Origin of the sequence: Bacillus sp. RC240 (assembly GCF_044907945.1) — a bacterium.
Lineage (GTDB): Bacteria > Bacillota > Bacilli > Bacillales > Bacillaceae_G > Bacillus_A > Bacillus_A mycoides.
In genome coordinates, this window is sequence record NZ_JBIYCT010000001.1 from 514,107 (window position 1) to 539,215 (window position 25,109).

General features: G+C 34.3%; 25 protein-coding genes and 3 pseudogenes. 20 read left to right on the forward strand and 8 right to left on the reverse strand.

The features are described from left to right. Positions 1–15: 15 nt before the first annotated feature. The 5 genes and pseudogenes from ABH955_RS02575 (at position 16) to ABH955_RS02595 (ending at position 5,137) form a co-directional block, all read left to right on the forward strand. Entirely contained in the window at positions 16–342 is a 327-nt protein-coding gene (locus ABH955_RS02575; protein ID WP_404453189.1) for a hypothetical protein, read from the forward strand. A 316-nt stretch (positions 343–658) separates the two neighbouring features. Continuing rightward, positions 659–1,345: a response regulator transcription factor gene (locus tag ABH955_RS02580; RefSeq protein ID WP_404453192.1), complete on the forward strand. Its 687-nt coding sequence runs from the start codon at positions 659–661 to the stop codon at positions 1,343–1,345. After that, positions 1,342–3,125, forward strand: a pseudogene (locus tag ABH955_RS02585) (sensor histidine kinase). Before ABH955_RS02580 ends, ABH955_RS02585 begins: the two are co-directional and overlap by 4 nt. A 183-nt stretch (positions 3,126–3,308) precedes the next feature. Continuing rightward, positions 3,309–4,151, forward strand: coding sequence for a polysaccharide deacetylase family protein (locus ABH955_RS02590; RefSeq protein ID WP_002013627.1), 843 nt, complete (start codon positions 3,309–3,311; stop codon positions 4,149–4,151). A gap of 275 nt (positions 4,152–4,426) precedes the next feature. Next, a complete protein-coding gene (locus ABH955_RS02595; RefSeq protein WP_404453195.1) occupies positions 4,427–5,137 on the forward strand; it encodes an alpha/beta hydrolase in 711 nt (236 codons plus the stop codon). A gap of 126 nt (positions 5,138–5,263) precedes the next feature. Here the strand turns inward: ABH955_RS02595 and ABH955_RS02600 are convergent, their stop codons facing one another. Beyond that, positions 5,264–5,638 (reverse strand): YxeA family protein, encoded by a 375-nt coding sequence (locus tag ABH955_RS02600; protein WP_404449179.1) that lies wholly within the window; start codon positions 5,636–5,638, stop codon positions 5,264–5,266. 178 nt (positions 5,639–5,816) lie between these two features. On the opposite strand from ABH955_RS02600, the pseudogene ABH955_RS02605 reads away from it, so the two are divergent. After that, a pseudogene (locus ABH955_RS02605) lies at positions 5,817–6,295 on the forward strand (Y-family DNA polymerase); the annotation flags it as partial. Between the two features lie 160 nt (positions 6,296–6,455). On the opposite strand, the gene ABH955_RS02610 reads toward ABH955_RS02605, so the two are convergent. The 3 genes and pseudogenes from ABH955_RS02610 to ABH955_RS02620 form a co-directional block, all read right to left on the reverse strand. Continuing rightward, positions 6,456–7,253 carry a sulfotransferase family 2 domain-containing protein gene (locus ABH955_RS02610; protein ID WP_113935831.1) on the reverse strand — a complete coding sequence of 266 codons (798 nt, stop codon included), beginning with the start codon at positions 7,251–7,253 and terminating at the stop codon, positions 6,456–6,458. A gap of 41 nt (positions 7,254–7,294) precedes the next feature. Beyond that, entirely contained in the window at positions 7,295–8,068 is a 774-nt protein-coding gene (locus ABH955_RS02615) for a sulfite exporter TauE/SafE family protein (protein WP_375371240.1), read from the reverse strand. Positions 8,069–8,156: 88 nt separating this feature from the next. After that, positions 8,157–8,671 (reverse strand): annotated as a pseudogene (locus ABH955_RS02620) (hypothetical protein). A 293-nt stretch (positions 8,672–8,964) separates the two neighbouring features. Here ABH955_RS02620 and ABH955_RS02625 point away from each other — a divergent pair. Both ABH955_RS02625 and ppsA read left to right on the forward strand, forming a co-directional pair. Then, positions 8,965–9,273 (forward strand): YolD-like family protein, encoded by a 309-nt coding sequence (locus tag ABH955_RS02625; RefSeq protein ID WP_404490831.1) that lies wholly within the window; start codon positions 8,965–8,967, stop codon positions 9,271–9,273. A gap of 130 nt (positions 9,274–9,403) precedes the next feature. Further along, the gene (ppsA, locus tag ABH955_RS02630) at positions 9,404–12,010 is read left to right on the forward strand and encodes a phosphoenolpyruvate synthase (RefSeq protein ID WP_404453203.1); all 2,607 of its coding nucleotides are present in this window, start codon (positions 9,404–9,406) and stop codon (positions 12,008–12,010) included. Between the two features lie 57 nt (positions 12,011–12,067). Here ppsA and ABH955_RS02635 read toward each other — a convergent pair whose 3' ends face one another. Further along, complete coding sequence (locus tag ABH955_RS02635; RefSeq protein WP_002084688.1) at positions 12,068–12,685, reverse strand: TetR/AcrR family transcriptional regulator; 618 nt, start codon at positions 12,683–12,685, stop codon at positions 12,068–12,070. A 170-nt stretch (positions 12,686–12,855) separates the two neighbouring features. Here ABH955_RS02635 and ABH955_RS02640 point away from each other — a divergent pair, with 170 nt between their 5' ends. The 5 genes from ABH955_RS02640 to ABH955_RS02660 all read left to right on the forward strand — a co-directional run bounded on the left by ABH955_RS02640 (position 12,856) and on the right by ABH955_RS02660 (position 17,716). Continuing rightward, on the forward strand, positions 12,856–14,037 hold the full coding sequence (locus ABH955_RS02640; protein WP_404453205.1) for a YhgE/Pip domain-containing protein: 1,182 nt from the start codon (positions 12,856–12,858) through the stop codon (positions 14,035–14,037). 195 nt (positions 14,038–14,232) lie between these two features. After that, positions 14,233–14,667 (forward strand): ferritin-like domain-containing protein, encoded by a 435-nt coding sequence (locus ABH955_RS02645; protein WP_404490832.1) that lies wholly within the window; start codon positions 14,233–14,235, stop codon positions 14,665–14,667. A 232-nt stretch (positions 14,668–14,899) separates the two neighbouring features. Beyond that, entirely contained in the window at positions 14,900–15,361 is a 462-nt protein-coding gene (locus tag ABH955_RS02650) for a DUF2691 family protein (RefSeq protein ID WP_404453208.1), read from the forward strand. A gap of 23 nt (positions 15,362–15,384) precedes the next feature. Continuing rightward, positions 15,385–16,263: an aminoglycoside phosphotransferase family protein gene (locus tag ABH955_RS02655; protein WP_404453211.1), complete on the forward strand. Its 879-nt coding sequence runs from the start codon at positions 15,385–15,387 to the stop codon at positions 16,261–16,263. A 124-nt stretch (positions 16,264–16,387) separates the two neighbouring features. Further along, positions 16,388–17,716: a YjiH family protein gene (locus ABH955_RS02660; RefSeq protein WP_404453214.1), complete on the forward strand. Its 1,329-nt coding sequence runs from the start codon at positions 16,388–16,390 to the stop codon at positions 17,714–17,716. 67 nt (positions 17,717–17,783) lie between these two features. On the opposite strand, the gene ABH955_RS02665 is transcribed toward ABH955_RS02660, so the two are convergent. Further along, positions 17,784–18,176 (reverse strand): MFS transporter, encoded by a 393-nt coding sequence (locus ABH955_RS02665; RefSeq protein ID WP_002128009.1) that lies wholly within the window; start codon positions 18,174–18,176, stop codon positions 17,784–17,786. Positions 18,177–18,634: 458 nt separating this feature from the next. Between ABH955_RS02665 and ABH955_RS02670 the strand changes: the two genes are divergently transcribed. The 6 genes from ABH955_RS02670 to ABH955_RS02695 all read left to right on the forward strand — a co-directional run bounded on the left by ABH955_RS02670 (position 18,635) and on the right by ABH955_RS02695 (position 23,001). After that, positions 18,635–18,979, forward strand: a complete 345-nt coding sequence (locus ABH955_RS02670; RefSeq protein WP_404453217.1) for an ArsR/SmtB family transcription factor — start codon at positions 18,635–18,637, stop codon at positions 18,977–18,979. Positions 18,980–19,008: 29 nt separating this feature from the next. Beyond that, positions 19,009–19,524 (forward strand): SRPBCC family protein, encoded by a 516-nt coding sequence (locus ABH955_RS02675; RefSeq protein WP_016091703.1) that lies wholly within the window; start codon positions 19,009–19,011, stop codon positions 19,522–19,524. Between the two features lie 90 nt (positions 19,525–19,614). Next, on the forward strand, positions 19,615–19,995 hold the full coding sequence (locus tag ABH955_RS02680; RefSeq protein ID WP_002033018.1) for a VOC family protein: 381 nt from the start codon (positions 19,615–19,617) through the stop codon (positions 19,993–19,995). Positions 19,996–20,155: 160 nt separating this feature from the next. After that, a complete protein-coding gene (locus ABH955_RS02685; protein WP_404490833.1) occupies positions 20,156–20,743 on the forward strand; it encodes a GNAT family N-acetyltransferase in 588 nt (195 codons plus the stop codon). A gap of 322 nt (positions 20,744–21,065) precedes the next feature. After that, a complete protein-coding gene (locus tag ABH955_RS02690; RefSeq protein WP_002128006.1) occupies positions 21,066–21,698 on the forward strand; it encodes a YdcF family protein in 633 nt (210 codons plus the stop codon). 154 nt (positions 21,699–21,852) lie between these two features. After that, a complete protein-coding gene (locus tag ABH955_RS02695) occupies positions 21,853–23,001 on the forward strand; it encodes an acyl-CoA dehydrogenase family protein (RefSeq protein WP_193665028.1) in 1,149 nt (382 codons plus the stop codon). Positions 23,002–23,198: 197 nt separating this feature from the next. Here the strand turns inward: ABH955_RS02695 and ABH955_RS02700 are convergent, their stop codons facing one another. Beyond that, positions 23,199–23,669 (reverse strand): DinB family protein, encoded by a 471-nt coding sequence (locus ABH955_RS02700; RefSeq protein WP_404490834.1) that lies wholly within the window; start codon positions 23,667–23,669, stop codon positions 23,199–23,201. 69 nt (positions 23,670–23,738) lie between these two features. Here ABH955_RS02700 and ABH955_RS02705 point away from each other — a divergent pair, with 69 nt between their 5' ends. Further along, entirely contained in the window at positions 23,739–24,446 is a 708-nt protein-coding gene (locus ABH955_RS02705) for an ArsR/SmtB family transcription factor (RefSeq protein ID WP_016091700.1), read from the forward strand. Positions 24,447–24,634: 188 nt separating this feature from the next. Here ABH955_RS02705 and ABH955_RS02710 read toward each other — a convergent pair whose 3' ends face one another. Then, positions 24,635–25,060, reverse strand: a complete 426-nt coding sequence (locus ABH955_RS02710; RefSeq protein WP_404453230.1) for a hypothetical protein — start codon at positions 25,058–25,060, stop codon at positions 24,635–24,637. Positions 25,061–25,109 lie beyond the last annotated feature (49 nt).

The following is a 25,109-nucleotide window of genomic DNA, read 5'->3' on the forward strand; positions in this document are numbered from 1 at the left end:
CAAGGATGAAGAAGAATGAAAAAAATATTTTTAATTGGACTTTCTACCATAACTTTAATTATTGTTGGTTTTGTCTCTTACATTACATTAACAACGAAAGATCCATTAAGTGACAAAGAATTTCCAAAAACTCAAGAAAAAGCAAAGGCAACTGCTATTGAATATTTTCAAAAAGAAAAACAGTTAGATGTTGTTATAACTAAAGTTGGAGTAGTGGGAGAAATAGGATATAAAGTTTGGATCGCAGGACATGAGCTGAATAATGAACAACAAAAAATTGATGCAATTATAGATGTTGCAAAAGACGATAAATATAAAGTAATAAGTTCTAATATCAATTAAATATCAATTATTACGTATAATTGATATTATTCATCATAGAATTCTACCTTTAATATGAAAAAACGCTATCCTGTTTGTAGAAATATACAGAAAGGATGGCGTTTTTGTATGGATCTTTCGATTCAAGATGAGTTTCATTATTTGCTGAAGAATTACAGTTATCTCTGCATTTTATCTTTATATTAGCATGCTATTATCTTGATATAACTATGTTGCATTTAGTAGTGACAGAAATAGTGAAAGATTTCTAATTGGTTAAAATATAAAATGAACTATTTCTTCATAAAAATAAAATTAATCGTGGGGAAGATGAAATATGCAAAGAACAATTTTAATTGTAGAAGATGAAGATATTTTACGTGAAATAATGAAGGATTACCTACTAAACGAAGGATATAACGTCTTAGAGGCGATTGATGGGAAAGAAGCATTATCTATATTTGAAGAACATGAGGTACATTTAATTATTTTAGACATTATGTTACCGGAATTAGATGGTTGGGCGGTCTGCCGGCGAATTCGTAAGAAATCTAATGTACCTATTATTATGCTAACGGCTCGGGTGGATGAAGATGATACTTTACTGGGATTTGAAATGGGAGCGGATGACTATGTTACAAAACCATATAGTCCTTCTATTTTATTGGCAAGGGCAAAACGATTAATTGAAAGCCGATATTTTTCCACTATTAATGTATCTACTGCAGACACATTAACTAGTAGTGGTATCCATGTACATTTCCCTTCTCGTACAGTAACTGTAGATGGGGAAGACATAAGTATGACACATACAGAATTTGAAATATTAACGTATTTCATGCAAAATCAAGGGATTGTAATTTCGAGAGAACAACTAATCACTAAAATTTGGGGTTATGAATTCGCTGGGGATGATCGTACTGTTAATAGTCATATCCGTAACTTGCGTCATAAATTAGGGCAAAAAGCGACTTGTATTGTAACCGTTGTGCGAGCTGGTTATAAATTTGAGGGACAGGTATGAAAAAAGGAATTGTATTAAAGTTATTTATATTAACAACGGCATTATGTACACTTATTTTAGTGACTATTTTTATTGGACAAACCATATTTTTCAAGCAATATTATTCGAATCGAAAAGTTAATGATATTAAAACGAATATTCAATTCTTTGAAAAGGCATATATAAAAGCTGGAGATGACGCGAAAAGGATTCAAGAGTTGGAACAAAATTTCTATCAAGATAATGCGACATGGATTACAACGTTAGATAGTGTAGGGAATATAAAATATGCAAGTGATTTTTCTTTAGAAATTCAGTTAGATCCTAACGGAAATAACACCTTTTCTGAACGTTTAATTCAGATACCGTTGTATAGTTTTGTTAATTTAGAAGATATACAAAGGATAAAAGATAGTTTAGAACAGGGGAATCATATTATTATCGATGGAGTGCAGGAAGGTGATGCAGTAGTCCCTGCGATGTTAACAATAAAAGAGAAGAATGTTGGTTTGGAGAACAAGCAGTTGTCAGAGAAGTTATATGGCCCAAAAGCCGTATCTTCAAAAGAAAGTTCACAAGTATATTTAGCAGGGAGCATTAAGAATGTACAGTTACCGGAGGGTACTGTAGGAACTAACTCTATTTATGGAAATCGTGTGTTAATAGATAGAATAAAACAATTTCAGGTTGATTTAATATTAAATCAACAACCAAATAATATTACTTCTACAGAAATAGTGGATTATGAAGAAAATGATATTAAATATAAACTATTAATCAAACCAACAATAGATGCAGATGGTAAGGTGAATTATATATTTGCTATGACATCATTACAGCCAGTTGATGAAGCTGTGCAAATGATAAAGGATTATTATGTATATTTAATTATCTTTGTTTTGATTTTAATCGTTTTGATATCGTTCTATTATTCAAATAAAATCGCCAAACCACTATTACAAATAAATGATACTACAAAAAAATCGCTGGTTTAGATTTCTCAGAGACGATACCTATTACTACAAAGGATGAAATAGGTGCTTTATCACAAAATATTAATACACTTTCTAAGGCTATGCATTCGTATATTAATCAATTGCAGCAAGATATAGAGAAAGAAAAGCAATTAGAAAATACACGTAAAGAATTTATCGCGGGTGTTTCACATGAGTTAAAAACACCTTTAAGTATTATGAAGAGCTGTATTTCAATTTTGGAGGATGGTGTTGCTAGTAATAAAAAGGATTATTACTTTAAAGCAATGTCAAAAGAAGTAGATAAAATGGATATGCTTATTATTGATATGCTGGAGTTAGCAAAATTCGAGTCTGGTACGTATAAGATGGAAATGGATGTTTTCCATATTGATGAGATGATTGATTATATATGTGAGCAATTAACCTCGGATATAACAGCTAAGCAATTACATGTCCATAAACAACTTTCTAAAACTGAGGTAGTTGCAAATCCACATCGAATAGAGCAGGTGGTGACTAACTTTATTACGAATGCGATTCGTTACACACCAGAACAGGAGAATATTATTATTTCTACAATAGAAGAGAATGAACGTGTAAAAGTATGTGTAGAAAATAAAGGAGCACATATTGAACTAGAACATTTAGAGAAAATATGGGATCGTTTTTATCGAGGAGATACGTCTCGTCAACGCTCCAAAGGTGGAACAGGATTGGGCCTTGCTATTTCAAAAAATATATTAGAGCTGCATGGCGCGGAATATGGTGTTTTGAATACAGAAGATGGAGTATTATTTTTCTTTTATTTAAATAAAAACGTGTAGAATTTTCGTTCTACACGTTTTTATCATTTTTAAACAAAATCGACATTATCTGCATTTTATCTTTATCCGTCTCTATTAATCTATTTATTGTAGATACCGGTTGAAACTAATGATTCAGTCGAGTAAAGGCTCAGCCTTATAAATAATGAATATGAAAATTAATAGGGAAAGGATCGAAAAATAATGAAAGAATCACAAAGTAAGAAAAAAACAAGTCGATTAACTAAGGTAATAATATCTCTAGGAGTTGTTTTAGCAACGACCTTTTTCACGTTCTTTTTAATTGGAAAATGGCACTCTATCCCAGCGAAGGGAGTAGCTAATGAAAGTATGAAACAAGTTAATACGCAACAACAAGAAAAGAAAAAGGAAACATCACCAGCAAAACAAAAAAGACCTGATGGAAAACCGGTAGGAAAAGTTGTCTATTTAACATTTGATGACGGTCCTAGCGAATTGACTGGAAAATTTTTAGATGTACTAAAAGAGCAAAATGTTGCTTCGACATTTTTTATGCAAGGTAGTAATTTACAAAATACAGGTTTTCAGGAAAATGTAAAACGAGCAGTAAAAGAAGGACATTATATTGGTGCACATAGTATGACACATAATAGTGATAAGTTATACAAAAAGGGACAATTTGTACCAGAGATGAAAGAAACGTTAGATCTTATCCATAATATTACGGGGACAACTCCTAAACTAGTCCGTCCGCCATATGGATCTGCACCAGGATTAAAGGGCGAGGAAATTCGTAATCAAATTGTAGAAGCAGCAATAAAAGTTTGGGATTGGACAATAGACTCAAATGATTGGAAATTAAAAGATAATCCAACTCAGATTATCGAAAATGTAAAAAAACAGACAACAGAAGAAGTAGAAGTTGTTTTAATGCATGAAAAAGCACAAACATTACAAGCTCTTCCTGAAATTATTAAATTTTATAAAGAGCAAGGGTATGAATTTGGGGTATATAATGATGAGGATCATTTTCGTCTAAACTTCCAAAAAGATCAACGTCTATAGTATAAACATAGTTATTTTAAAAGGTGTTTTTATTACTAAATCAATAATTAAGCCAAAAGTCGATTTCCTATACGATAAAGAAATCGGCTTTTTCTTTATGGAATTTTACTTTGTGTATGAAGCCTGTGTTTTAGGATGAATATATTGAACTCATTTTAAAACGGCATTTGAGGGCTCGTATTATTTTTTCTAAATTTATTAGTTAAGATTATTCGACAATTATATAAATAATCATTTAAAGTATAAAATATACACATCTTAGGGAGGGCATATATGTGAAGAAGTGGATGAAAATTGTTCTTTACTCTTTACTAGGTATTTTACTTATAGGAAGTATTACGTTTTTGACTTGGTCTCAGTTTACTTATAAACCAACGAAAGAGGGTTTGTCGTTAGTAGATGATAAAAAAGATGAAGGTAATATAGTATTTGGAGAGAAAGATGCTAAAATAGGGGTTATTTTTTATCAAGGAGCTAAAGTAGAAGCTGAGGCTTATAGTTACTTAGGAAAAGCTCTTGCAAAAGAGGGGCATGTTGTAGTAATGCCTAAGTTACCATTAAATTTAGCGATATTTGGAATCAATGTGGTAGACAGTGTAATGGAACAGTATCCTGAAGTTCAAAAATGGTATGTTGCGGGGCATTCAATGGGGGGAGCTATGATTTCTAAGTATGCTTTTCAACATGAAGACAAGGTAGACGGGATCATTTTCTTAGGTTCTTATCCTGCAGATGATTTCTCTACAAAATCGATTCCAATGTTATCAATTTATGGGGAAGTAGATGCTTTAGCAACAGTAGAAAAAATAGAGAACAGTAAAAAGTTAATGTCAAATAATACAACTATGCACATGATAAAAGGGGGAAACCATGCTAATTTTGGCATGTATGGTGAGCAAAAAGGTGATAATGCTAGCTTAATTACGTCAAAAGCACAACGAGATGAAACGGCTAAAGTAATTGAACAATGGTTATTAAAACAATGATAACTAATTTAATAAATTTACCGAAATAATGCTCCTTCCTCAAAGGAGAGGTAATCAAGAGCCAGCTCATACGAGTAGGCTCTTTTATTTATCCCGCTATTTGCCAGGCAGTAAGACTCCCACTGATTAAAGTTTCACTTTATCTTCTATCTCCAATTGCACCCTTATTTTCTCCGGAATGTCCTTTTCAGAAATAACGTCGTAAGAATAGACATACTTTCCTTTTACATGAATTTTTAAGTAAGTTTTTCTTATGAAATCATTAGGAGTATTAGTTCCTACTGTATATTTGTTCTCATTCCTTGCTTCATCAACACCTTTTAGGGAGTACATAGCTCTTCCTTTATGATGATAATCTGGAACGCCATATCCCTTCGCAATGGCGTATACATTTTTTTCTTCAGCAATCGGATTAAATCTGTCCAAATCCCCGCGTAATATGAAAGGTAGTAAGTATATAGGAAGGCTTATTCCTATTATGCAAAGTAAAAATTTCTTCATGATTGTTTCTCCTCTTATGTATTTACATTTTTCAGTATAGAAAAAACTTCTTATGAATATAGAGGGAAACTCCTTAAGTTTTTCTTAAATATGTTTTTAAAGTCTGGCTATTTTAACCAGAATTTTCATGGAAATATCTTTGATAAGAACCAACGTTCTTTGTTTGGGAGTGATAACCTTGGATAATCATTCTCTTTTACCAAATCGGATTATTTTATGTGTAGATCTTCGTAGCTTTTATGCGAGCGTATCATGTATTAAAAAAGGACTTGATCCACGTTATACAAAATTGGCTGTCGTAGGAGATGTGAATCGGAGTGGATCAATCGTATTGGCAGCAACACCGCCATTAAAAGCGTTAGGAATTAAGAAGATGGCTCGTTTGTATGAAATACCGAAGCGGCAAGATATTATTATTGTGAATCCAATTATGCATACGTATGTGAAATGTTCAAATTAAATAATGGGCTTAGCTTTACAGTATGTTGCGCCGGAAGATTTTCATCAATATAGTATCGATGAATTTTTCATGGATATGACTGCGAGTATTCATTTGTTTGCGAATTCGCATTAAAGTTCAAGCGAGGAATATATGAACGTACACGGATCGAAAGTACGATTGGTATTGGGCCAAACTTAGTATTGAGTAAAGTAGCTTTTAAAACATAAGAACAAGCTATTAGAAAGTGAAAATGAGCACTTAAAAACACAACTAAAAAAAGAATTAGGAGAAGTGTATGGAAATTTATAAATATGTGATGTTGTCGTATCAGTTTTAAGATAAAACACTTAATAGAGCCAGTGGCTTTGAACACTTTTATTTTGAGAGAAAAGAATTTAAATCATAATGATACATATTAAAATCTTTTGCAAATATTTCTTGAACCAATTGAGTTGTTTCTGCATCATAAAAACTATCATAAGTAGGTAATCGTGGGAAAAGAGGGGTTGTGATATCACCGTCTGCATAAACTCCTTTGTAAATCATCTTACTCTCTTGATAATGCCAAGCTTTTGATAACAGATCTAATGGTGATTTTTTTAATTTATATACTTCTTCTAGTTTCGAAATTCCTGTGTTGAAATTTTCTAGATAAATATAGTTCGTAACGAATTCCTCTTCTCCTTGTATATATTGTTGTGTAAAGTGAGGATCTACTTGATCTAATTTGGTCATGTGTGCTTTTAAATAATACAAAAATAGTTTAAAGGAAATGGGTTTATTGCAGGTTTCATCACCATACAGAAATTGTCGAATGGGTTTCCATGCGGGATTCTCAAAATTTGGTGGCGGAATCAGAGCAACAAAAGAACTTACTGCTCTTCTATAAGGATTTCTTACTAGTTTGTAAGTATTCTTCTCTTTAGTTTGTAATCCACTAGCTAATTGTGCTAAATGATGTGTAGAGTTTTTATATACTTCATACTCATAGTTGTGAATGAACGGGTTGTATTTTATCGCTTCTTTAAATAAATTAATTTGATAAAAAAACCAGTGGGCTAGCGAAGTACAACCGCTTTTTTGGCTCCAAAATAAGATTAGGGGAAAATCTTTATGGAAATGAGGGACACGCCCTTGCTTGTATATAAAATTATATAGTTCTGTATGAGCCATTTTGAACCTCCATTCTTATATAGCAAAAGCATAAATTTTTTTTAATAAGCGATAACTAACTTTAGTCCACTAACACCAATAATGATAGCTAGAAATATTTGAAGGGGTTTAACGGGAATCTTAGTGGAGAATTTACTACCAAGTATGACACCTGGGATAGAACCAATGAGTAAATGAATTAACAAGAGATAATCTACGTTGCCTAAATTCATATTTAGTATGCTTGCAACCGTCACTAATAAAAAAGCATGTGTAATATCTGTGCCTACTAACTCGGATGGTCTCAGTTGATATAAATATATCATTGCAATAGCGAATAAAGAGCCTGACCCCACAGAAGTAAGTCCAACGATAAAACCGAGTATTGCACCAATAAGAATTGTTAGGCTCTTTTTTTGTACCATAGTCTGTCTTTGAAAATAATTTTGTGTAGATTCATTATAGAAAAATGCCTTTATTAAAATAGAAATTGCCGCAAGGATTAGAACATATCCTAATATATACTTTATAATTCCTTCTCGACTATAGTGAAAGATCGGTAAGAAATGAATCGTTACTACTGCGATAATTGCACTAGGTATACTCCCAATAGCTAGATATTTTACTAGTCTAAAATTGATGGTCTTCTGTTTCCAGTGTTGGGATATTCCAAACATTTTAGTAATAGAGTTATATACTAGATCAGTTCCAACAGCTACAGAAGGACTTATACCTAATGTTAGAAGAAATGGAGTCAGTAATGCGGCCCCACCTATCCCTGTTACTCCAACCAATCCCCCTATGATGAAACCCATCATTATAATAGAAATACTCATTATATTCCCCTTCCATACCGCTGGCTTTTAATAGTGGTTTTCGTTTTTAAAGAGACTCTATGCATAGTGGGGGTTATAGGTATATTAGTTAAAAATTAATTTCATTCTTTTTATATCCATATGCTTCAAAATCGTCATTATATATTTCTGAAACAAGCTTTAGAGCTTCTTCATCATAAAAACTTCGATAGGTTGATAATGAAGGGGATTTTGGATTTGTAATATCTCTATTTGCATAGTTTCCTTTATAAATCATTTGATGTGCCCTATGATGAGTGGAGTTTGTAAGGAGTGATATATCAGAAGAAAGTAATCCATATTCTTTCTCCAGCTCCGGAATTATTGTATTAAAATTCTCTAGTTTTATATTTTGTTTGATGACCTTTTCTTCCCCCACAATATATTGTTGTTTTCAGATTCATAGTAATGAATGAATGGTGCATATTTCATTGCTTCTTTATATAACCCAATTTGGAAGAAAAACCAATTCGTCAGGGAAGTTCAACCGCTTCTGTGACTCCAAAATAAAATTATAGGGAAATCCCTATGATAGTGCGGAATCCGTTCACCATACTCAATCAATTCTTTAACAGTGTCCTTCATTATTTATGATATTTCATACGGGCATTTATAACGAACGCTTAAATATAATGGTAACTACTCATACCATTGTATTTAAACATTACTGTAAAGGTACTCATTTGCATATAAAATCCCAGTGTATTAAAAATAACTTATATATGTACCTGAATTTTCTAAGCATATCGAAACGTAATAATTACTTATCAAATTTTAAAATATAGAAATCTGTTATAAGGAGAATTATGTATGAAGATATGTGTACAAAGATAGAGGGATTAATATAGCTACAATAATTTGAAAAATGTCTTGATAATATGGTGAAGTGGCAACCGTTTGCCAGTATGCCAGAACAGTTCGCAGTTATTAAAGAAATTATAAGTGAACAAATGAAAGTCCCACGTCCAATCGTAACGCAAGATGAAAAGGGAATGATTGGAAATGAGCTGCTATGTTCATTTTTAGGTGAAGAAGAGGTTTTACTTACATATTATAAGGATTGCTATCTATATAAAAATTACATAACAGTAGCTGATATAAATCCATTAAATAAGAAGATTACTTGTACCGATGCTTTTCATAATCAAAGGATGTTTAAGTTTGTTGATGTAATTGAAGTGAATTAGAGGGGGAGAAATAAAAAATCATCTCTTCCTAACTTAATTATATCACGTAAATCACGTTCGAAATAGACTGTTTATTCTTATTTACTACTGCTACAATCAAGAACACACGCATAGTAAGGAGAGATGTTACATGAGTTCTTTCGTTCTCGATTTTCAGGAAATAGAAAAAACGCAGCTTTCGCTCGTTGGCGGAAAAGGATTGAATTTAGGGGCATTATCAAACATTCAAGGTATACAAGTGCCAGAAGGTTTTTGTGTTACAACGGTAGGGTATGAAAAGGCCATCGAACAAAATGAAGCGTTTCAAGATTTGTTGAGTCAATTAGCAATGTTAAAAATTGAAGACCGGGCTCAAATTGGTGGAATTAGTAAGAAGATTAGAGAAGTCATTATGGCAGTAGAAATCCCTTCTGATGTAGTGGAAGCGGTAGCTCATTATCTCTCACGTTTTGGAAATGAACATGCGTATGCCGTGCGTTCTAGTGCTACTGCTGAAGATTTACCATATGCCTCGTTTGCTGGTCAACAAGATACGTATTTAAATATAATCGGAAAAGAAGCGATTTTGCAGCATGTAAGAAAGTGCTGGGCGTCTTTATTTACAGAGCGAGCAGTCATTTACCGGATGCAAAATGGTTTTGAACATAATCAAGTTTCTATATGTGTTGTCGTTCAAAGAATGGTTTTCCCGCAGGCTTCAGGCATTTTATTTACTGCTGATCCAATTACTTCTAACCGAAAGGTGCTATCAATTGATGCCAGTTTTGGGCTTGGTGAGGCTTTAGTCTCTGGCTTAGTATGTGCTGATAATTATAAAGTAAAAGAAGGCGAAATCACCGGAAAGATGATTGCAACTAAAAAATTAGCTATCTATGCTTTAAAAGAGGGCGGAACAGAGACAGGGCAGATTGAGCCGGCTCAGCAAAAGATTCAAACACTTACGGAACAACAAATAATACAACTAGCACGCATCGGAAGGCAGATTGAAGCTTATTTTGGTTGTCCGCAAGATATTGAATGGTGTTTAGTGGATGATGCATTTTATATTGTCCAAAGCAGGCCGATTACGACTTTGTATCCAATTCCAGAAGCAAATGATCAGGGAAATCATGTGTATATATCGGTTGGTCATCAGCAAATGATGACCGATGCGATGAAACCACTAGGATTATCTTTTTTCCTGTTAACGACTAGTGCTCCTATGCGTAAAGCGGGAGGCAGGCTATTTGTTGATGCTACACAAAGATTAGCTTCACCTGCTAGCAGAGATTTCTTAATAAACACTTTAGGAAAATCTGATCCGCTCATACGAGATGCATTAACAACTGTAGTCGAGCGAGATGATTTTATTAAATTGTTACCAGATGATGAAAAAGAAAAGAGTGTTGGTAAAAGTGGACCACCTGCAAGCTCACAACCACAAATCGAAAACGATCCGGCAATCGTTACGAATTTAATAAAGACTAGTCAAGCATCACTTGAAGAGTTAAAACGAAATATGCAAACAAAATCAGGGGTGGATGTATTTGATTTTATTTTGAAAGACATCCAGCAATTAAGAACAGTATTATTCAACCCACAAAGTATAGCCGTCATTATGGCAGGTATGGATGCTTCAACATGGATCAATGAAAAGATGGAGCAATGGCTAGGTGAAAAAAATGCAGCAGACACGCTTTCTCAATCCGTACAAAATAATATTACGTCAGAAATGGGTTTAGCATTACTGGACGTTGCAGATGCGATTAGGCCATATCCAAAAGTCATTGCGTATTTACAGCATGTAGAAGATGATGGCTTTTTAGATGAGCTAGTTAAGTTTGAAGGCGGGGATAAAGCACGAGATGCAATCTATGCTTTTCTAAATAAATACGGAATGAGATGTAGCGGAGAAATTGACATTACGAAAACGCGCTGGAGTGAAAAGCCAACTACAATTATCCCGATGATTTTAAATAATATAAGAGACTTTGAAGCGGGGGCGAGTAAGCGGAAGTTTGAAGAAGGACTGCAAGAAGCTTTGAAAAAAGAAGAAGAGTTATTAAATCGATTACAGCACTTGCCGGATGGTAAACAAAAAGTAGAAGAGACGAAGCGAATGATTCGTAACATCCGGAATTTTATCGGTTATCGTGAATATCCAAAATACGGTATGATTAATCGCTATTTCATATATAAGCAGGCAATATTGAAAGAAGCCGAGCAACTCGTGCAAAATAAAGTTATTGATGAAGTAGAAGATATATACTATCTAACTTTTGAAGAACTTCACGAAGTTGTCCTTACGAATAAACTAGATTACGAGCTTATTCATAAACAAAAAAATGATTACAAATTATATGAAAAACTAACGCCTCCACGTGTAATGACGTCTGATGGAGAAATCATTACTGGGAAGTACAAACGAGAAAATCTCCCGGCTGAAGCAATCGTAGGTCTGCCTGTTTCTTCAGGAGTGATTGAGGGGAGAGCACGCGTTATTTTAAATATGGAAGATGCGAATTTAGAAGATGGAGATATATTAGTTACTGCCTTTACTGATCCTGGCTGGACACCATTGTTTGTGTCTATAAAAGGGTTAGTCACTGAAGTTGGCGGACTGATGACACACGGAGCAGTTATTGCACGTGAATATGGATTACCAGCAGTCGTCGGGGTAGAGAATGCTACGAAACGAATAAAAGACGGACAGCGAATTCGGGTACATGGAACAGAAGGGTATATTGAAGTGTTGTAATGAAATAAAAGATCATCCGCTATTATAGTGGATGATCTTTTATTATATAGCGGACTTTTATTTCTTTAAACCAGCCGCATAAAAAGGTCCATGAACTGCGATTGTTGATAAAATACGAGCAATCTCCTCAGGTGTTTCTTTTTGTCCATTATTTAACCATTGTTGAATGACACCTATATGAGCAGATGCCATATAAGAAGCTAAGTATTGGCTTGGGACAAGTAAATTCTCCTTATTAATGAGAGGACCATTCGTATCTTCAAATAGTGTTTTCCACATAAAGTCTTTCAGTTTCGTTTGGAAAGATAAATCTCCTTTTGGGCTTAGTACAGCTTTCATAAAATCACTATTTTCATTTAGAAATTCAAGAATAGAAGCGATAAGTATAAATGGCATTGTTGGGGAAGGGCTTGATCCAAGATCAGCAATAACTTCCGGTAATCTCTGTTTAGCAATGCTAGAAAATTCATACATAATTTCTTCTTGGCATTTTGTCATTAAATCAAATTTATCTTGGTAATGTGTATAAAATGTACCACGATTTATGTTTGCTTTCGTAGTAATATCTTTCACTGTAATGGCGTCAAAACCTTTTTCCTCAATTAATTCCACTAATGCATTTCGTATGGCAGTTTTCGTACGAATAACACGTAAATCTAAATTACTATCGCGCAAAGTATGTCCCTCCTTAATTTTAGCCAACACATTTCAAGGATGTGTCTTATAACCGACACATTCACGATTTTTGATTATTGTATAAGGTTCAACTCGAACATATAATTCAAATATAAATAAACAACACGTTGTTGGTTATTATAAATCAAATTAAAGGAGGAGAAAAGAAAATGTTTAAAAACAAACTTTTATTGTTATCTCCAGTTATTGCACTACTTGTTGTTTTTATTTTTTCATTAACATTATTTCCAACCGTTCAACCTAAGCCGAAAAACTTACCAATCGCAATTGTAAATGAGGATCAAGGAGTAGAAATTCCGAATCAACCGAAGATGAATATGGGGCAAACGATTGTTGATAATATGAAAAAGACATCAAAATCAGAGGAAGAACCTGCGGTGAAGTGGGTAGAAGTGCAAAATAAAGAAGCAGTTCAAAAAGGCTTAAATAATCAAGAATATTATGCAGCATTGGTTATTCCAAAAGACTTTAGCACAAAACAAGCATCATTACGAACACCACAGCCATCTTCGCCAGAGGTAGAAATATTCATCAATCAAGGAATGAATACAGCAGCATCAACTATGGCAGGACAAATGTTAAATGCGATCGTTGATAATATGAACAATACTGTTCGTACACAACTATTAGAAGGATTGAAAGCAAAAGGAGCTACATTAACAGCAGACCAAGTTTCAAATGTAGTAACACCTATTACGAAGAAAGTGACAAATGTGAATGAAATCGGCAAAAATAGTGCGAACGGTAACTCGCCAATGTCTTTATTCCAGCCGTTATGGATTGCAAGTTTAGCGAGCGCAGCAATTATCTTTATTGCGATAAGTAAAACGCAAGTGGGTACAAGAAAAGAGAACTTCGTATTGAAACTAAAACAAATAGTAACAGGAGCAATTGCTACACTTGTAATTGGATTTGGTCTTACATGGATTGCGGATGGAATGGTAGGATTAAATATCCCGAATTTCACGGATACGGCTTTATTCTTATCCATTACTTCTTTTTGTTTCTTCTTAATGATTTCTGCGTTGCTTTCATTAGTTGGTTTAAAAGGAATCGGGTTATTTGCACTGTTACTTTTCTTTGGGGCACCGCTATTGGCGCTAGCGCCTGAAATGATGTCTCCATTTTATCAAGACTGGATTTACTCCTGGTTACCGATGCGATTTATGATAGAAGGTCTCAGGGAAATATTCTTCTTTGGGAAAGGGTTAACTTGGAATACTCCTACTACAGTGCTCGTTTGGATTGGAGTAGTAAGTATGTTTATCATACTAGGAAGTGCTTTAAAACGTAGTGCGGTAAAGGGACACAAAACTGAATTAAATGCTTAAGAAATAAAAACCGTTTCACTCGTAGTGAAACGGTTTTTTGTGATGAAATCGATAGGGAAATAATTCAATGATAGATAGGCTTTTTCGATGTTTTAAAGGTGAGTGAAGAACTAGTATTTGCTGTCCCTTTATGTATACATGCTCCTACTATTTCGAAATGCATAAAATGTTATGTGAAATAACGGAGGGGATACGATGTATAATTCGAATTATGATGATTGGTATAGACAGAATGATAAGCTAATTAGTGATATTGAAAAAGCTATAAACGGAGAGTATAGCGCTATAAGCTGCTATGCAAAATTAGCTAACATGGCTCCAAATCAAGTAGAACAAAAACAAATTCTTGAAATCCGTAATGATGAAATAAGACATTTTCATCATTTTGTACAAGTCTATACGAATTTAACTGGCAGACAGCCGAAACCACAGATTACGGAAAATTGCCCTAATACGTACTTACAGGGATTAGAGTTCGCTATACAAGATGAGCAAAAGACCGTAGATTTTTACTTAGAAATTTCAGATGAGGCAGCAGATGCATCTATGAAAGAGTTATTGCGCAGAATAGCTGCAGATGAACAAAATCATGCGGTGTGGTTTTTATATTATTTTGTGAAAACGAAGTGAGTGTTAAAAATGAATGGCTGATGTGCTGAACATATTAGAAATTATTTTAAAACGCAGTGCAATAATTGAATGGAAAACTTGAATATAAATAGAAAGAAACCGTTTCATAAGTAGTGGGACGGTTTTTTCGCGGTGAAATACAAGTTACATAGGTATCGACAAAATATAGTAGTTGAATTAGGTATATAATGTATGGAATGAAAACGAAAATAAATAAGCTAGGAGCAAACAAATGAAAAGAGGAATTACAGTAGATATTCCAAATGAATATGATAATTTACTTTGGAAAGTGTTAAAGCCGATTGATATTTCTTCATTTAATTGGTGGGTGGGGAGTGAGGAGTCATACTTAGTAGCACGTGGTGGATTGGATGAGGCATTATTTCCAGAAGAACCAAGTATAGTGGAAGGATCAGATTTGAAAAGATTATTTAAAGACAATATATATTATGTTATTTTTGCAGATTTAAAAGCGTATCCAAAAGGAGAGGAAGTAGTAGATATTGAAACATATGAAGAATTTAAAGAGAGTAAGTGTGAATTAGTTTTACTAGTTGCGGATTGTACATACGTCACAGTTTACGCTAAAGACCAAGAAGCGATTGAATTGATGTATGAAAACGCAATTGATCAAGGGTTTTATGTTGAATATGTTACAGACGAAAATGAAGGTAGAACGCGTTTATCCGTGTGATAGGTATATAAAGGGGGAAGGAAATGAATCATATTAATGCTGATTTAGTTAAAAGGTTAGTAGGGGCACAATTTCCAGAATGGGCACATTTAGAAGTGAAACCTGTAAAATTTAGCGGTCATGATAATAGAACGTTTCACTTAGGGGATGAGATGAGTGTAAGATTGCCAAGTGATGCAGCATATTCACCGCAAGTAGAGAAAGAAAACATTTGGTTACCTTTATTAAGTAAGGGACTTTCTTTACAAATTTCTGCACCAATTGCGAAAGGGAATCCGACTGAAGAGTATCCGTGGCCTTGGTCTATTAATAAGTGGATCGAGGGGGAGACCGTGACGAAACAAAATGTCCGTGACTTAAATGAATTTGCGGCGGACTTAGGCTCATTTTTAATAGAGTTACAATCAATTGATGCGAGTAACGGGCCAATAGCTGGAGAACATAATTTTTACCGAGGCGGGCTTATATCTGTATACGATGAAGAAGCGAGGGTGGCTATTGAAAATAATAAGGATGTTTTTGATGAGACATTATTAAAGCATCTTTGGAATGTAGCACTTCGTTCAACATGGGACCACAAACCAGTTTGGATTCATGGAGATGTTGCACCAGGAAACTTACTCGTTAAGGATGGAAAACTTTGTGCCGTAATTGATTTTGGTATTTTAGGAGTAGGAGATCCGGCTTGTGATGCAGCGATGGCCTGGACATTTTTTGATAAGAATAGTAGAAACGTATTTAAAGAAGTATTACGCATGGATGAAGAAACGTGGAATAGAGCGAGAGGATGGGCGCTTTGGAAGGCGTTAATTACATATGATGCGAATAAGACTAGTAATAAGATAGTGGCAGAAGAATCTTATCGTGTAATTCAAGTAATTGTGGATGATTATAAGAGGTAATAGAAAAAGCTTATTTTGATTGTATATTTCAAAATAGGCTTTTTTACATGATTAAATATTCGAATTAAAAGAAGGAATCCGACGTTAATATACAGAATATTTAGATAATAGGAGGTGTCTAATTTTGAATGAAATTGAGTTAAAAAGTAATGTAATTAAGACAGGGCGAGAGAAGGGGATTATACTTCAGTTTATACTTGCTAGTCTAGTTGGTGTGTTTATGTTTTTCGTACCAGTTACGATAAACGGTGCTTCGTCTATTATGATTGATCATATCGTATCGTGGATAAGAGCTACGGTTCCTTCGGTAGTACCTTATTATGCACTGCTTGTTATGGTAATTGGTGCGATTTATCCATTTTATACGAAGAAATGGAATGCATCTATTGTAGATATTTGTTTTTCTATTTTAAAAGTAGTAGGTGTTGTTTTTGGCGTATTATATTGTTTGAAAGTGGGACCAGCTTGGTTCTTTGCGCCAGATGTTGGACCGTTTTTGTATGAGAAGTTAGTTATATCAGTAAGTTTACTCGTTCCAATTGGCTCAGCATTTTTAGCGTTATTAGTCGGGTACGGATTGCTTGAGTTTATCGGCACGTTTTGTCGTCCAATTATGAGACCGTTATGGAAAACACCTGGGCGATCAGCAATTGATGCGGTTGCTTCCTTTGTAGGAAGCTATTCGTTAGCCTTATTAATTACGAACCGTGTTTACAAAGAAGGAAAGTATACGACGAAAGAAGCAGCAATTATCGCAACAGGTTTTTCAACAGTATCCGCAACATTTATGATCATCATCGCAAAAACATTAGATATTATGCATTTATGGAATGTTTACTTTTGGACTACTCTTGTTGTAACATTCATCGTGACCGCTATCACCGTAAGAATCCCGCCTCTTAGTAGAAAACCAGATACATATATTACGAAAGAAGGGTTCCCAGAGCCCGTTTATAAAGAGAAAATGTTAGAGCGAGCTTGGGAAGATGCATTAGAAGTATCGAAGTCTGCGCCAAGTATTATGAAAAATATCGCAGTGAATTTAAAAGACGGATTTATAATGACGATGGGGATTTTACCATCAATTATGTCAGTAGGATTAATTGGTATCGTCTTAGCAAAGTTTACGCCAATATTTGATTGGGTAAGTTACATTTTCTATCCATTTACGTGGCTATTACAATTACCAGAAGCAGACCTAGCTGCTAAAGCAGTATCAGTTGGTATTGCAGAAATGTTTTTACCTTCTCTTTTAGTTGTAAGTGCACCGCTTGTTACAAAGTTTGTTATTGCGGTTGTGTCCGTTTCATCCATTTTGTTTTTCTCCGCATCAATCCCTTGCATATTATCGACAGATATTCCGTTAAAAGTATCTGAACTTATTATTTTATATGTGCAAAGAACGATTTTAACGTTGCTTATTATTACGCCGATTGCTTATTTGTTGCTTTAAACATATAGAGTTAAGTTTCTGAAGTTATGCCATTTTCTGATTATTAAAATCAGAAAATGGCATAACGTTAATTATGTTCTAAAGTAACTCTAGATGATTTTTTCATAAATAACGTATGAGCTAAGTATATAATCATACCAATACGTGTGATTAATACTCCTGCGAGTAGAAAAACTCCGCTTACTTTTATCCATAGGGCTAAAAGTGAACCTAATGTAGGTGAAATCACCATAGCGCCGTGCACCATTGTATTTGCGGTACTAGTTACTCTTCCCATTAATCTTGCAGGGGTTTGAAGTAAGTAACTATAGCATACAGAGATAGAAGCGATAAATATACCAATAAAAAACCAAATGATTAACGATAAAAATAAATTACTCGATAAAAAGCCGAACCCTCCAAGTCCAGTAAGGATCAACATTCCTCCAAGTAATATAGCTGAACCGTTTAAGATATTCATTTTGTTTACTGTATTTCCCTATTTTCCAATGGTTATAGCTCTGACTAAAGCGTCTAACCCAACGATACTTATAAAGATTCCAAACAAACTATCACGTATGTCCATTTCTTTTGCCAATAAAACAACTAAACTATCAAATAAAAATATGAAAAAAAATACTGTAGCGTTAAATAGTATTAAAAGTGTTAAAGCTTTCTTGGACCAGATAAAAACAAAGCCTTCGCGGAAATCGTTCCAAAACCCACTGACTAAAGCATCACTTTATCGTAAAACATAGGCTTGTGAAATGTTTTTAATCCATTTTTATTATTAAGTAACGATTTGGTATTACTTTAGTTTTCGAATATTCCTTGACGGGAATATTCCTCTTTGGTTATAATCGATTCAACAGGAAAATAATATTAGTGATGATATTGATGTGTTATAACCGGAGACCATCACTTAACGAGGTGAGTGATATGTCGGGGAAAATTCCGGGCGTGAATATGACGACGTTGAGCGCTTTATCTGAACCGAATCGTATGAATATCGTTGAACTCTTGCGTGACGGTCCCTTAACCGTTGGGGAAATCGCCGAACATTTGGGATTAAGGCAACCACAAACTTCGAAACATTTAAAAGTGTTAAGCGATACAGGGATTGTGGAAGTGCAGGCTGAAGCTAATCGCCGGATTTACAAGCTCCGACCTGAGCCTTTCCAAGCACTTGATTGTTGGGTGCAGTCATTTAAGTGTGTGATGGAAGAGAGATTCGATAATTTAGATGAGTATTTGAAGGAATTGCAAAAAAAGGAAAAGTTATAAAATCAGTTCATATTTAAGGAGGAATTAACATGTCAAACAATACAATGGTATCAAGAGTAGAGAACGATCGAGTATTAGTACTGGAGCGTGTTTTCGATGCACCGCGTGATCTTGTATTCAGTATGTTTAAAGAAGCAGAGCATTTGAAACACTGGTGGGGACCAAGGGGCTGGGAAATTCCAGCATGCACTGTCGACTTCCGTCCGGGAGGCGTTTGGCACTACTGTATGAAGTGTGTCGATCAGAACCTGGGGCAATTTTTTGGTATGGAATCATGGGGCAAAGGAGTTTATAAAGAGATTATTGAGCCAGAGAAAATTGTCTACACCGATTACTTTTCGGATGCTGAAGGCAATGTAAATGATTCTATGCCGTCAACCGAGATGACATTGGAATTCATCGATTTAGGTGGAAAGACAAAGCTAATAAACCGTGCTGAATATGTTTCCGAAGCAGCCCTTAAGACCGTTATGGACATGGGCATGCTACAAGGTATCACCGAAACTTGGGATCGTTTGAACGAGCGATTGGAGTCGCTGAAATAGATTTTTGTACCGCAACTTTATTTTCGGTGATAATTAGGTGTAAGTGTATGGAGTTTAATAAAAATTGTTTATAAAGGAGCGTTAAAATAAATGATTAATAATGTTGGTCAAATCATGTTGTATGTAAATAACCAAGATGAAGTGAAGGAGTTTTGGACAGAGAAAGTAGGATTTATTGTAATTTCAGAGGAAGATAACGGTCAAGGAATGCGATGGATTGAAATTGCTCCAACTAAAGAAGCTGAAACAAGTATTATTCTCCATAATAAGGAGCTAATTGCTAAAATGCAGCCGGAGTTAAATCTTGGTACACCTTCTTTAATGTTCTTCTCAAAAGAATTCGATCGTTTATATAGTGATTTAGTAAACAAAAACGTTACAGTCGGAGAAATTGTAAATATGCCTTCAGGTAGAATATTTAATTTTGCAGATAGCGAAAATAATTATTTTGCAGTAATGGAAAAGAAGTAAATTTCAATTCAATTTATGAGTGCGATGCTTGAATAAAGGCATCGTATTTTTTATTTTAAAGATATATTTTATTCCTTAACATAAATATAATTTTTATGTTCTTATATAACAATTAAACGGTAATAGAGTGTGATATAGTTACAACAAAGGGGGCTTAAAAATGGAAGTAATTCACGAAAGAGCAAAGTTACGGTTAATGGATAGCAATGATGTCGAAAAAATGTTTTCAATTGTGGAAGGAAATCGAGATATTTGGGCGTATTTAATCTCTAAAATGGATACTGTTCAAGATATGCAGCAATATGTTCAAAAGGCGATAAAAGCATATGGGGCAGGGAAGGATTTGCCATTTGTTGTTGTTGATCAAAAGACGAATGAAATAGTAGGGAGTACACGCTTATATAACATTTCAGTTGAAGATAAGACAGTGGAATTAGGGCAAACGTGGTATGACCCGAGTGTGCAACGTACGAGTATGAATACAGAATGTAAGTATATGTTATTACAATATGCTTTTGAAAAATTGCATATGCGGAGAGTACAAATTAAGACGGATGCACGAAATGAAAAAGCACAAAGAGCAATTGAAAGACTCGGCGCAGTAAAAGAGGGTGTACTTAGAAACGAAAGAAAATTACCGAGTGGGCATGTTAGAGATGCAGTTGTATATAGTGTTATTGCAAATGAATGGCCAGCTGTAAAGGAAAGGTTATTAGAAAAATTAGAGTCATATAAAGAAAAACGATAATTCATATTATTAAAGGTGTATTGATCGTCAAGATGAAAAATATACCTTTTTTCTTACAAAACAGTTACTTCTTTTGTTTCATCATTCCATTATGATAAAAAATTCGTTACAATGTAGTTGTATGGTAATAAACTTATAAATTACACAAATGTAATGAAAACCGCAAACGAAAAATGAATTGATAATCCTCAATTTTAAATGAAAACCCTTTAATGCATATATATGATAAGAAAAATTCCTTCTTTTAAACAAATTCAAACAAAATGATTTGATATATACGTTTTTATATAGAAGTATGGATGATGTACGGAGGCAGTTATAAATGAAAGAAAATAAGAAAAGTAAGAAAAGAAAAATCTTGCAAGTATTCTTGCTTATGATTTGTTCTATTATTTTATATGTAAGTTATGCAGCTTACGATATTTGGAGTTATCGCTTTAAAACAGATGATGGTGTGAAGACAGATGCTGGTATCGTGCTGGGAGCAGCTTCATGGAACGGAAAACCATCTCCTGTATTTAAAGAAAGAATTAATCATGCAATTTCCTTATATAAGAACGGTAATATTAAAAAGATTATTTTCACAGGTGGTACAAAGTTTGAGGCAGAGCTTGAGGAAGCGCGTACTGCTAGAGTGTATGCACTGAAACATGGTGTGAAAGAAGAGGATATTCTAATTGAAACAAAATCCCTTTTCACAGAGGACAATTTAAAGAATGCAAAGCAAGTTGGAATAGAGAACGGAATACGCACATATACGATTGTGAGTGATCCACTTCATATGAAACGTGCAATGAAAATTGCAAAACATATTAAAATTGAAGCGTATGCATCACCAACTCCAACGTCAGCGTATAAAACGTTAGATACAGAAATCCCTTTCTTTTTTAAAGAATTATGCTCGTATATTGGATATGTAACCTCTTTGCCATTAAAGGCATTGAAAGGGGATTAATATAAGAAAAGAACCTATCCTTTTTATAGGAACTTTTCTTATTGTTCAAAAGCATTGTATTTTTATCGGAATAGTGAAACAATAGAGAAGTAACTTCATATAATCATAATGACAAAATGAACGGTTTATGAATCGAACATAAAGGAGATTATGTATGGCACTCTCATTTGTTGAAACAGAAGAACAATCTTTAGTTATTGAGAAAATAAATAAATTGATTCCGAAGTTCATGGAAAGGGAGCATCAACTAAGTGAATTAGGATCATTTCCGTATGAAAATATTAATAATTTGAAAGATATCGGATATACGAAATTAACGTTGCCAAAAGAATTGGGAGGCAATGCGATTTCTTTATATGACTTCGTTTTATTTCAAGAGAAAATAGCAGAAGGCTGCGGTGCTACCGCATTATCGATTGGATGGCACCTTGGCATTGTAAAGGAATTAGCTGAAAATCGTTCTTGGAATGAGGAAATGTTCACTTGGTTTTGTGAAGAAGTACGTAATGGTGCGCTTTTTAATCGAGCAGCGACAGAGCCGAATACAGGTAGTCCTACGCGCGGCGGGAAACCAGAGACGTTAGCTGTCAAAAAAGGTGAGAAGTGGATTATAAATGGAAGAAAAACGTTTACGACAATGGCACCAGTACTTGATTATTTTATCATTTCAGCAAGTATTGAAGGCCAGGAAGATATCGGAGAGTTTGTCATTCCAAAGAATACGCAAGGCGTGACAATTGAAGAAACGTGGGATAGCATCGCAATGCGAGGAACTGCGAGCCATGATCTCGTTTTACAAAATGTAGAGATACCAGATCGCTTTTTCACTGATATAAAGGGTTCAAAAGTTAAAGCTAAGGGTATTGGCTGGTTGCTACATATACCAGCATGTTATTTAGGAATTGCACAATCAGCGAGAAATTATGCAGTTCAGTTTGCGGTATCATACAAGCCAAACAGTTTAAATCATTCTATAAGTTTATTACCGAATGTTAGAAGGTTAGTTGGAGAATTAGAACTTGAGCTTATGCAAGCTCGTGTCTTTTTATATCAAATTGCGAAAAAATACGATGAGGCAGAAGATAAATTATCATTGCAAGCCGAACTAGCAGCAGCGAAATATGTTGTAACGAACGCGGCAATATCTATTGTAGATAAAGCAATGCGTATTGTCGGGGCGAAAAGCTTATCAGAAAAAAATCCGCTTCATCGTTACTATTTAAACGTAAGAGCAGGACTACACAATCCGCCGATGGATGATGTAACACTGTCTATGCTGGCGGATGCGGCGTTTCGGTCGTAGTTTTTTAAACTTACATTTTATTGTTTATGGACAATATAGTTGTTTTGAAAGCACGTGTTTGATTAGTAATCGAACACGTGCTTTTTATGTGTACGACGTACCAAATTGAGATGTAGATTTTTAATATAAATGGTTATCATGATTTTGGATTGTTATTGGCTGAAAGAATATTTATTGCAATGTTAGTTTGGCAACTTTTAATCCCAAATTAAAGGTCTTTCCAAGTTTACCATTCGTAAATATTGTAAAAATTGACCTACATGGACCGCATCATGATAGGCAATTCGTAATAGCATGTCGCCTAAATATCTTTGATAGCCAACATCGCTTCGATCAATAAGGGTTGAATCTAGCTCAGCTATGCTTATGGATTGAACATATTCTATGAAGTCAGTAAAGTATGATTGTGCCAATTCAATTTCTTTTTTTACACAAGTAATTGGCTCGTCATCATAAGGGATATGTATGTCATTTATTGAGCCGTTGTTTTTTAAAATCATATGATAGTAAAAAGTTGAGGTCCAAACGTGACGAATCATCTCACCAAAGGACATGGCCTCATGATCAGGCTTCCAATTAAGAAAATTATCGGGGAGAGAATTCCATAATTTTTCTGAGCGCCTTCTCGTTTCTTTCAAATTTAATATACTAAGATCAATTGCATTCATAATAAATTCTCCTTTACTATTAAACTTAAAATAATTGTATCAATTTAACAGTTAGGGTATCATCGAAATATGAATGTATATCCGAATATCTCATATATAGCTAAATTAATTGCTGAACCTACAAGAGCAATCATCTTAGATTGTCTAATGAATAATCAGGCACTACCTGCTAGCGAATTGGCTTATATGGCAAAAGTGTCACATCCAACGATTAGTTCTCATCTTTCTAAATTAGTAGAGGGGAATCTACTTACAGTTGAACAACATGGTAGACATCGTTACTATCGACTTGCTAATCAAGAGGTAGCAGAAGTTATTGAAAAGTTAGGGACAATCGCACCAACAGTTGAAGTTCGCTCTTTAAAACAATCGGGTCAACTAAAACAAGTTCGCTATGCTCGAACTTGTTATGATCATCTTGCAGGCAAACTCGGTGTAGAGATAGCTGAAAAATTACTAGATAGGGAATTTATAATTTTAGAGGACGGAGAATATATTGTAACGGAACAAGGTAAGGAGTGGTTTCTGAATTTTGGAATAAATATTGATAAGGCCGATATAAAAAGGAGGGTATTTGCAAAACCTTGTCTTGATTGGAGTGAACGACGCTACCATATTTCTGGTTGGTTAGGATCTGCAATAGCAAAACTGTTTTTTGAACAGGAATGGATTACAAAAATGGATAAGAATCGAGCCGTTCATCTTACAAAAAAAGGTGTAAAGTTATTGGAAGATCAATTAGGCATTGATATGAAAACTGAGGAAAGAAATGCTTGAAATTATAAAAGTCCGTCAAAATGACGGACTTTTTCATTGGGTGAGTTTAGATTCGATGTAAGTAAGTATTAGACTGAAATATGTTTAAACATCCATCTTCACTTTTAGCGATATACTCTCCATTATATTACTTTTTGCATTATTCCGGTTGCACCTCAAGCCTCATACTACTCTCAGATCCATCTTCATTATAAGCGGATATAATAATAGTAACCTGGCTCAGGAGAGGTAACTAATGAACGCAAAGTAAATGTTTTACCTTCATTTGGTTTTATTGTATGTCTTACTAGTTTCTCTTCATCTTTTGATTTGATTGAATATGTAAATGCATTTGTACCGGCATTTTCAACTGTGACTTTTAGGTCACCTTGGCCACTAAAGTCAAATCCAGTACCCATGTCCCCGCGGAATGTATGTGAATTATTAAATGAAGACGAATGAAATATTTGGATTTCTTCTTTATTACCTGATGAAAGAGTCATAGTTTCTTTTTCTATACTTGAAGGTGAGGAAGCTAGTTTTGTAGTTTGCTTTGTTAATAAAGTAATCGCGCAAAGTGATGCAATTACAATAAATGAACTAGAGATAACGAACCGTTTTTTTGTAAGAATCATATATTCATCTCCTTTTATAGGAATATAAGAATGTGTAATTTTAAGAAAA